This is a genomic window from Streptomyces sp. WAC06614, assembly GCF_003949795.1.
Lineage (GTDB): Bacteria > Actinomycetota > Actinomycetes > Streptomycetales > Streptomycetaceae > Streptomyces.
The window spans coordinates 1-737 of record NZ_RPRY01000758.1; the positions used below are offsets into that span (position 1 = coordinate 1).

Annotated in this window: 2 protein-coding genes; both read left to right on the forward strand. The window is 70.0% G+C overall.

All coding sequences use genetic code 11. The features are described from left to right. The first annotated feature begins 57 nt into the window (after positions 1–57). Positions 58–258, forward strand: a complete 201-nt coding sequence (locus EF918_RS36335; protein ID WP_125653031.1) for a hypothetical protein — start codon at positions 58–60, stop codon at positions 256–258. Next, positions 255–737, forward strand: a 483-nt coding sequence (locus EF918_RS36340; protein ID WP_260611031.1) for a pilus assembly protein TadG-related protein, incomplete at its 3' end; no start/stop codon positions are given. The genes EF918_RS36335 and EF918_RS36340, both read left to right, overlap by 4 nt.

Here is a 737-nt window from a genome sequence, read left to right on the forward strand (position 1 = left end):
ACCCCACCCCATACCGTCCGCAAATCGACAGCGGCACCGGCCCGGGAGGGGACCCCCATGTCACACAACACGCTGGCGAGGCTCCGCACACGCTACGCATCCCGCCCCCACAGGGACCACGGCCAGACCGCCTTCGAGTACCTCGGGATCATCCTGGTGGTCGTCGTGATCATCGGCGCGATCGTGGGCACCGGGATCGGGCAGGCGATCACGGCGAAGATCACGGGCGCCGTGGCGAGCATCACCGCGGGGAGGTGATCCGGCGGACGCTGAACGACCGAGGTCAGGCCTTTCCGCTGTACATGGCCTTCATCGTCATCCTGCTGTTCGCGGCCCTGGCCTACTTCACGATCGGACAGGCGGCGGTGGTCCGCAGCAACGCGCAAGGCGCCGCGGACGCTGCCGCCCTCGCAGCCGCCCGTGACGCGAGGGACCACCTTCTTCCCGGCCTGGACATGGCCCTGCTCAAGCCGGACGAGTGGGAAAAGCTGCTCAAGGGGACCATGTTCGACCACTCCCAGGCGTGTGACGCGGCACGGACCTTCGCCGAGCGGAACGAGGCGACCGCCACGTGCGCCCACGGCGGCCTGCGCTACACGGTAGAGGTCCGCACGGACGGCACGGTCGGGAACTCGGTCGTCCCAGGGGTGAGCGAGCTCCACGGAACGGCCAATGCCACGGCGGAGATCGTCCCTCGGTGCCGCCTGGTGGCCGGTGCGCCCACCCCCGGGCCGACG

Excerpts from the sequence above, each read along its gene's own strand:
- EF918_RS36335 (WP_125653031.1), top strand. The coding sequence starts at position 58 with ATGTCACACAACACGCTGGCGAGGCTCCGCACACGCTACGCATCCCGC.